General features: G+C 72.8%; 6 protein-coding genes. All 6 read right to left on the reverse strand.

Features of this window, described 5'->3' with window-relative positions; all coding sequences use genetic code 11:
• Positions 1-2 precede the first annotated feature (2 nt).
• Entirely contained in the window at positions 3-764 is a 762-nt protein-coding gene (locus tag SZ60_RS10385) for a GntR family transcriptional regulator (RefSeq protein WP_043595711.1), read from the reverse strand.
• Positions 745-2,409: an ABC transporter ATP-binding protein gene (locus SZ60_RS10390; RefSeq protein WP_043595712.1), complete on the reverse strand. Its 1,665-nt coding sequence runs from the start codon at positions 2,407-2,409 to the stop codon at positions 745-747. Before SZ60_RS10390 ends, SZ60_RS10385 begins: the two co-directional genes overlap by 20 nt.
• The gene (locus SZ60_RS10395; protein ID WP_082060047.1) at positions 2,393-4,336 is read right to left on the reverse strand and encodes a gamma-glutamyltransferase family protein; all 1,944 of its coding nucleotides are present in this window, start codon (positions 4,334-4,336) and stop codon (positions 2,393-2,395) included. The genes SZ60_RS10390 and SZ60_RS10395 overlap by 17 nt, the downstream gene beginning before the upstream one ends.
• Positions 4,337-4,343: 7 nt before the next feature.
• Positions 4,344-5,231 (reverse strand): ABC transporter permease, encoded by an 888-nt coding sequence (locus tag SZ60_RS10400; protein ID WP_043595713.1) that lies wholly within the window; start codon positions 5,229-5,231, stop codon positions 4,344-4,346.
• The gene (locus SZ60_RS10405; protein ID WP_043595715.1) at positions 5,228-6,181 is read right to left on the reverse strand and encodes an ABC transporter permease; all 954 of its coding nucleotides are present in this window, start codon (positions 6,179-6,181) and stop codon (positions 5,228-5,230) included. The genes SZ60_RS10400 and SZ60_RS10405 overlap by 4 nt, the downstream gene beginning before the upstream one ends.
• Before the next feature lie 4 nt (positions 6,182-6,185).
• Positions 6,186-7,832 (reverse strand): ABC transporter substrate-binding protein (locus SZ60_RS10410; protein WP_369700703.1); only part of this gene is annotated, 1,647 nt, incomplete at its 5' end.

Genomic DNA, 7,832 nt, shown 5'->3' on the forward strand with positions numbered 1-7,832 from the left:
GGTCAGGTCGCCGGGAGCGTCGGCGTCGGGATGGTCGGCGGCAGGGCGGGCGGCGTGGCCCGCAGATCGGCCACGCGGTCGGCGGGCTCGGTGCGGGCGAGGAACCCGATGCGCGACTCGCGGACGTGCCACCCCATCAGCTCGGCGGCCCCGGCCTCGTCGCCCGCGTCGATCGCCGCGAGGATGCGGCGGTGGTCGGGCCAGAGCCGCTTGCCTCGCGAGAAGGTGTCGAGTGCGTACAGCCACTCGATCTTGTTCGACAGCTGGCGCAGCAGGGTCGCCAGGGTGGCGCTCCCGCTCAGCTGCGCCACGCCGACGTGGAACCGGTCGTTGAGCTCGACGAGACGGTCGAGGTCGCCGGCCTCGACGGCGGCGTCCCCCTCGTCGAGCAGCTGGCCGAGCACGCGCCGTGTCCGCCACCAGTCCTCGGGCGGGCTCGGCTCGCCGAACAGCTCACGCGCCCGCAGGGCGGCCCGACGCGCGGTCGAGATCTCGAGGGCCTCGCGGACGGCGAAGAGGTCGTCGGCTTCGTCGACCGGGATCGCCGCGACCCGACTGCCCACGTGGGGCGTCGACTCGACGAACCCCTCGGCCTCGAGCGCGCGCAGCGCCTCGCGCACCGGGACGCGCGAGACGCCGTGGCGGCGGGCGACCGAGGCCTCGGTGATGCGCGTCCCCGGCACGAGGGTGCCCTCGACGATCTCGCGACGCAGAGCGTCGACGAGGACGACGGGCGGCGGGCCCTCAGAGGGCGAGGCTGGCACCGGGGATGGCTCCCAACAGTTCGGTCGTGTACTCGGCACGGGGCGACAAGAAGATGTCGTCGACGCTACCGCGCTCGACCACGGCGCCCTTGCGCATCACCACCACGTCGTGGGCGATCTGGCGCACGACGGCCAGGTCGTGCGTGATGAACAGGTAGCTGAGGCCGAGTCGACGCTGCAGATCGCCGAGCAACTCGAGGATCTGCTCCTGGACGAGCACGTCGAGCGCCGAGACGGCCTCGTCGCAGATGAGCAGCTCGGGCTCGAGCGCGAGCGCCCGCGCGATGGCCACCCGTTGGCGCTGACCACCCGACAGCTCGTTCGGCCGGCTCTGGGCGACCGACCGGGGCAGGGCGACCTGGTCGAGCAGCTCGGCGACCCGCTGCCTGCGGGAGGCCCGGTCGCCGACGCCGAAGATGCGCAGGGGCTCGTCGATCAACCGCTCGACGCTGTACGACGGGTCGAGCGAACCGTAGGGGTCCTGGAAGACGGGCTGCACGCGGCGACGCAGTGCTCGACGGGACGCACCCCGGCTCGCCGTGATGCTCTCGCCGTCGATCAGGGCCGACCCGCTCGTCGCCGACTCGAGGCCGAGCACGATGCGGGCCACGGTCGTCTTGCCCGAGCCGGACTCCCCCACGATCGCCGTCGTGGTGGCGCGCGGCACCTCGAACGAGACGTGGTCGACGGCCCGCACCTGCTCGCCACGGCGACCACGGAGGCGGAACTCCTTGACCAGGTCGGTGACGGTCAGGATCGGGTCGACCCGCGCCTCCTTCGCCTCCGACGCGTCGTCGAGGACGGCCTCGCCGCGACGGAGGGCGGTGGCCGAGGCCAGCGTCGGCGCGGCCGCGACGAGGCGCTTCGTGTACTCGTGCTGCGGGCGACGCAGGATCTGCTCGGGCGTGCCCTGCTCGACGACGCGACCCTCGAGCATCACGACGATGCGGTCGGTGCGGTCGGCGGCGAGCCCCAGGTCGTGGGTGATGAAGAGCAGGGACGTGCCGCGACTCTCGACCAGCGTCTGCAGGTGGTTCAGGATCTGCCGCTGCACCGTCACGTCGAGCGCACTGGTCGGCTCGTCGGCGATCAGCAGCTGCGGCTCGCGGGCCAGGGCGATCGCGATGAGCACGCGCTGGCGCATGCCGCCCGAGAACTCGTGGGGGAACTGCCCCGCCCGGCGCTCGGCCTCGGGGATGCCCGCCTCGGTCATCAACGCGACGACGCGACGCTGCACCTCGTCGTGGCCGCGGAGCCCGTGGGTGCGCAGGGCGTCGGCGATCTGGGCACCGACCTTCATCGACGGGTTCAGGTTGGTGGACGGGTCCTGCGGCACGAGGCCGATGCGCGCGCCGCGCACCTGGCGCATGGGCGCCTCGGTGGCCTGCGCGAGGTCGAGGGTGCTGCCGTCGGGGCCCGCGAGCTCGATCGTGCCGCCCGTGATGTGGCCGGCCCCGGGCAGCAGGCGCAGGATGGCCGCGACCACCGTCGACTTGCCCGAGCCGGACTGGCCGACGATCGCCACCCGCTCGCCCGGCAGGACGTCGAGGTCGACGCCGTGCACGGCGGGGGTGTCGCCGAACGAGACGCGCAGGTCGCGCACGCTCAGCAAGGGGGAGGTCGGGTTCTCAGCGTCCTGCGGCATAGGCCTGGGCTCCTCGGGGGTTGGCGGCGGCGGAGAGCACGCCGGTCTCGGGGTCTCGCGAGACGCTCGACAGCCGGCCCAGGGACCAGCCGCCGGCGCGGGTGACGACGTGGCCGCGGGCGACCAGCGCGTCGATGACGTCGTCGCCCAGACGGTCCTCGACGACGACTCCCCCGGGCTCCCAGGTGCGGGGCCAGAAGCTGCCGGGGAACGACGTGGTGTGCAGCGCGGGGGCGTCGATCGCCTGCTGCGGGGTGTAGCCGCCGACGATCGTGCGCAGCAGGTAGAGCAGCTGCCACTGGTCCTGCTGGTCGCCGCCGGGCGAGCCGAGCGCGACGACGGGCTCGCCGTCCTTCAGCACGAGCGTGGGCGTCAGCGTCGTGCGCGGGCGGGTGCCGGGCTCGAGGGTCGACGCCGTGCCCTCGTCCAGCCACGACATCTGCAGCCGGCTGCCGAGGCAGAAGCCGAGCTCGGGGATCGTCGGCGACGACTGCAGCCAGCCGCCCGACGGGGTCGCCGAGACGATGTTGCCCCAGCGGTCGACGACGTCGAGATGGCACGTGTCGCCGCGCGTCTCGCCGGTCGGCTCGGTGAACGGCTCGGCCAGACGGTCGGCAGGAGGCGCGGTGCCGGTCGCCGGGGCGTCCTCGGCCGGTGCGACGGGCGCGGCGGATGCGCCGGGTGCGGCGCCGGGTGCCGGTGCCCGCCCGGGGGCGGCGACCGTGGGCTCACCGACGCCGGCGGGTGCCTCGCTGAGCGCGGGCGGCAGGTACTCGGTGCGCATCGTGGGCAGGGCGAACGGCTCGCGACCGGGGACGTCACCGGGTCGCAGTTCGTGCGACGCCCGGTCGCCGATCAGCGCGCGACGCTCGTCGGCGTAGTCCGCGGACAAGAGGGTCGCGAGGGGCACGTCACCGGGGCCGTACCAGGCCTCGCGGTCGGCCATCGCGAGCTTCTGCGCCTCGACGACGGTGTGGGCGCCGTCCGCGGTCGACGGGTCGAGCAACGCGTCGTCGAGCGGTTCGAGCAGCGCCAGCACCTGCAGCAGCGCGGGACCCTGGCCCCAGGCGCCGGTCTTGGCGATCGTGTGGCCGCGGAACTCGATCGTGGTCGCCGGCTCGGTCGTGGCGCGGAACGCGGCGAGGTCCGCGGCCGTGACGACACCCGCGTGGTCGGTGCCCGACGAGTGACGGTGCGGAGTGCGGACGAACTCGTCGATCGCCTGCGCGACGTGTCCGCTGCCCCACTCGACCCGCGCCTCCTCGACCTTCGCCTCGCGGGACGCGTCGGGGCCGAGGGCCTCGCCGGCCGCGACCAGCTCGTCGAGGACGGCCGCGTAGGCCGGGTTCGTCAGCAGGTCGCCCTCGCGTGGCACCTCACCACCGGGCATCCACTGCGCCGCCGAGGTGGGCCAGTGCTCGGTGAAGAGGTCGGCGACGGTCTCGATCGTGGACGCCACGCGCGCCACGATCGGGTGGCCGTCGCGGGCGTAGCCGATCGCGTAGGCGAGGACGTCGGCGAGCGACCAGGTGCCGTGCTCGGCCAGCAGCTTCAGCCAGGCGTCGACCGCACCGGGGACGGCGGCCGCGAGGGCTCCCGACCCGGGCACGAGCTCGAGGCCCTCGGCCAGGTAGTGCTCGCGGGTGGCCCCGGCCGGGGCGGGGCCCTGGCCGACGAGCACGGTCGGGTCGTCGGGGGCCTCGGCCGTCGCGTAGATCGCCGTGAGGTCGCCGCCGGGACCGTTGAGGTGCGGCTCCACGACGTGCAGGACGAAGGCGCCCGCGACGGCCGCGTCGAACGCGTTGCCGCCGCGCTCGAGGACCGACTGGGCCGAGGCCGTCGCCAGCCAGTGCGTCGACGACGTCATGCCGAAGGTGCCGCGCAGGTCGGGGCGGGTGACGAACTCGTCGGGGGTGGTGTAGGTCACGAGGGGGTCACTTCCGGTCGCTGGCGGTGGGGTCGAGGGCGTCGCGCAGGGCGTCGCCGAACAGGTTGAAGCCCAGGCAGATCACGGCGATCGCCAGTCCCGGCACGACGGCCGCGAACGGCGCCTTGGCCAGGTACTGCTGCGCGTCGCTGAGCATGATGCCCAGACTGGCCGTCGGCGGCTGGATGCCCAGCCCGAGGAACGACAGCAGGGCCTCGCCGATCACGGCGACCGGCATGATGACCGTCGCCTGCACGATGATCGCCGAGACGCAGTTGGGCAGGACGTGCTGGAAGATCACGCGGAGGCCCGTGGCGTCCATCGTCGTCGCGGCGAGGACGAAGTCGGTGGACTTGACGCGCAGCGTCTCGCCGCGCACCACGCGGATCATCGTCGGCACCTGCGCGATGCCGAGGGCGACCACGGCGTTCGTCAGGCTCGGACCGCTGATCGCGGCCAGCGCCACGGCGATGATCAGGAACGGGAACGCCAGCATGACGTCGGTGAGGCGCGAGATGACGCCGTCGAGCCAGCGCCAGTAGCCGGCGAGCAACCCGAGGGGCGTGCCGACCACGACGGCCAGCATCACCGACAACACGCCCACCTGCAGTGAGACGCGGATGCCGTACACGGTGCGCGACAGGATGTCGCGGCCCAGGTCGTCGGTGCCGAGCACGTAGCCCACGGTGCCGGGCACCTGGAACGGCAGGTCGAAGTTCACCCGCGTCGGGTCGTACGGGGCGATGAGCGGCGCCGCGAGGCCGGCGACGAGGACGACGAGCAGCATGACGCCGCCGGTGACGCCCAGCTTGTTGCGGACGAGGCCGCGCCAGACGCGTCCCCGCGCCGAGCCGAGCCCCGCCCCTGCGGCGGTGGGTGTCTCGATGACGGTCACGATGCGCCTCCTACCCTGATGCGCGGGTTGATGACGGAGTACAGGACGTCCACCGCCAGGTTGATCACGATGTAGCCGACCGTGATGATCAGCACGACGGCCTGGATCACCGGGTAGTCGCGGGTGAAGACCGAGTCGAGCGTGAGCTTGCCGAAGCCCGGCAGCGCGAAGATGCGCTCGGTGACCACGGCGCCCGAGATCAGGCCGCCGAGTTGCAGGCCGACGATCGTGACGACCACGATCATCGAGTTGCGCAGGCCGTAGCGCATCAGCACCCGACCACGACCGAGGCCCTTGGCCCGCGCGGTGCGCACGTAGTCGGTCTTCATCGTCTCGATCATCGAGGCGCGGGTCTGCCGCATGATGACCGCGGCGAGGCTCGTGCCGAGGATCAGCGCGGGCAGGGTCAGGTGGTAGAACGCGCTCGCCGGGTTCTCGGCCACCGGCACGTATCCCGACGCCGGGAACAGGCCGAGACCGGCCGCGAGCCAGAGGATCGCGAGGATGCCGAGCCAGAAGTTCGGCACCGAGAGCCCCACCAGGGCGGCGGCGTTGGCCATCCACTCGGGCCAGCGGCCCCGGTACCGCTCGGCGACGACGCCCAGGGCGACGCCCACGACGACGGCGACGACGATCGCGTAGAGGGCGAGCCAGAGCGTGACCGGCAGGGTGGCACCGATCAGCTCGGTGACCGGTGTGCCGGTGCGGGTGGACTCGCCGAAGTCGCCGCGGACGAAGTTGCCGACGAACCGGCCGTACTGCACGAGCAGCGAGTCGTCGAGGCCGAGGTCGGCCCGGATGGCGGCGACGCGCTCGGGCGTCGCCTCTTCTCCGGCCAGGGCCAGGGCCGGGTCGCCCGGCAGCTGGCGCACGCCCCAGAACACGACGATCGAGGCGATCACGAGCGTGACGGCCGACTGCCAGAGCCGGGTGATCAGGTAACGGGTCATCGGGTCACTCCCCCTCGACGAAGGCGGCGTTGCTGAGGCGCACGACGCCGTCGGCGTAGGTGGACACCCCGGCGACCTCGTTCGTCAGCGCGGTCAGGCTGCGGGTGCGGTACAGGTAGATGAGCGGTTCGTCCTCTTGCACCTGAGTCACGGCCTCGCCGTAGAGCGCGGCACGCTCGTCGACGTCGATGGACGCGGCGGCGTCGGCGAGCAGCTCGTCGACCCGGGGGTTGCTGTAACCCGAGTAGTTGTTGCCGCCGCCGGTGCGCAGGAAGTTCACCATGTTGCCGTTCGGGTCGACGCGACCGGACCAGCCGAGCTGCAGCGCGTCGAAGTCGCCCCGCGACTGCACGTCGAGCAGGGTCGAGTACTCGACCGGGGTGATCGACAGGCGGAACCCGCCGTCCGCCACCTGGGCCTGCAACGCCTGGGCGAGCCGCAACGTGTCGGCGTTGTTGCTGGCCTGGATCTCGATGTCGTAGGGCGTGGACACGCCCGCCTCGTCGAGGAGGCGCTTCGCCCCCTCGGGGTCGTAGCCCGGGCAGGCGTCGCTGGCGTCCGTGGCGAACGGACTCGTCGGCGGGATCGGCGAGCAGGCGGTGTCGTTCCACCCGCCGAACACGCTCTGGACGAGCGCGTCGCGGTCGATCGACATGGCCAGCGCCTGACGGACCCGCACGTCGCTCGCCAGAGGGGTGTCGATCTGCACGGGGTCGGTTCCGACGCCGTCCTGGTTGCCGATGTTCACCGTGATGCCCTGGTAGCCGAACGAGCCGACCTGCAGCACCGTCAGGCCGTCGTCGGCCATGAGGGAGTCGACGTCCATCGTCGACATCGAGTCGGCGACCTGCACGTCACCCGCGCGGACGTTCGCCGCACGGATGCTCGCGTCGGTGATGATGCGATAGGTGATCGTGTCGAGGTGCACGTCCTCGGCGTCGTAGTAGAGCGGGTCGCGCTCGACCGAGATCGAGGTCTGCGGCACGCGGTCGACGAACTTGAACGGGCCGACGCAGACCGGGGCGTCGCCGAAGTCGTCACCCTCGGCCTCGAGCGCCGTCGGCGACATGATCATGCCGGCCCGGTCCGCGAGGGCCGCGGTGAGCGGGGCGAAGGGGCGCTCGTAGGTCAGGCGCACCGTGTCGTCGTCGAGGGCTTCGACCCCGGTGACGGGGCCGAGCTCGCTGGCCCGCGACGAGTCGGGCTTGTCGAGGTGGCGGCGCAGCGTGGTGACCACGGCCTCGGCGTCGAGTGGGGTCCCGTCGGCGAACACGGCGTCGGTGCGCACGGGGATGTCGACCGTGAGCCCGCCGTCCGACAGCGTCGGCAGCTCGGTCGCCAGCAACGGCACGAGGTCACCCTCGGCGTCGATGTCGTACAGCTTCTGGCACACCGTCTCCATGACGTAGCGCGTGTAGAGCGACGACGACGTGGTGGGGTCGAGGGCGTCCGGCTCGGCCGACAACGCCATGACCAGGTCGCCCCCCTCGACGATCGTCTTGTCGCCGATGGGGGCGGTGGTGACGTCGGTCTTGTCGGGCGGGTTCGTGCCGGCGGGCTGCTGCGGGACGCAGGCCGTCAGCGCGAGCGTCGCGGCCGCGGCGAGGGCCGGGAGCGCGAGGGCTCGGCGCAGGCGGCGACGGCCGGCCGG

This window comes from Frigoribacterium sp. MEB024, from assembly GCF_000878135.1.
GTDB lineage: Bacteria > Actinomycetota > Actinomycetes > Actinomycetales > Microbacteriaceae > Frigoribacterium.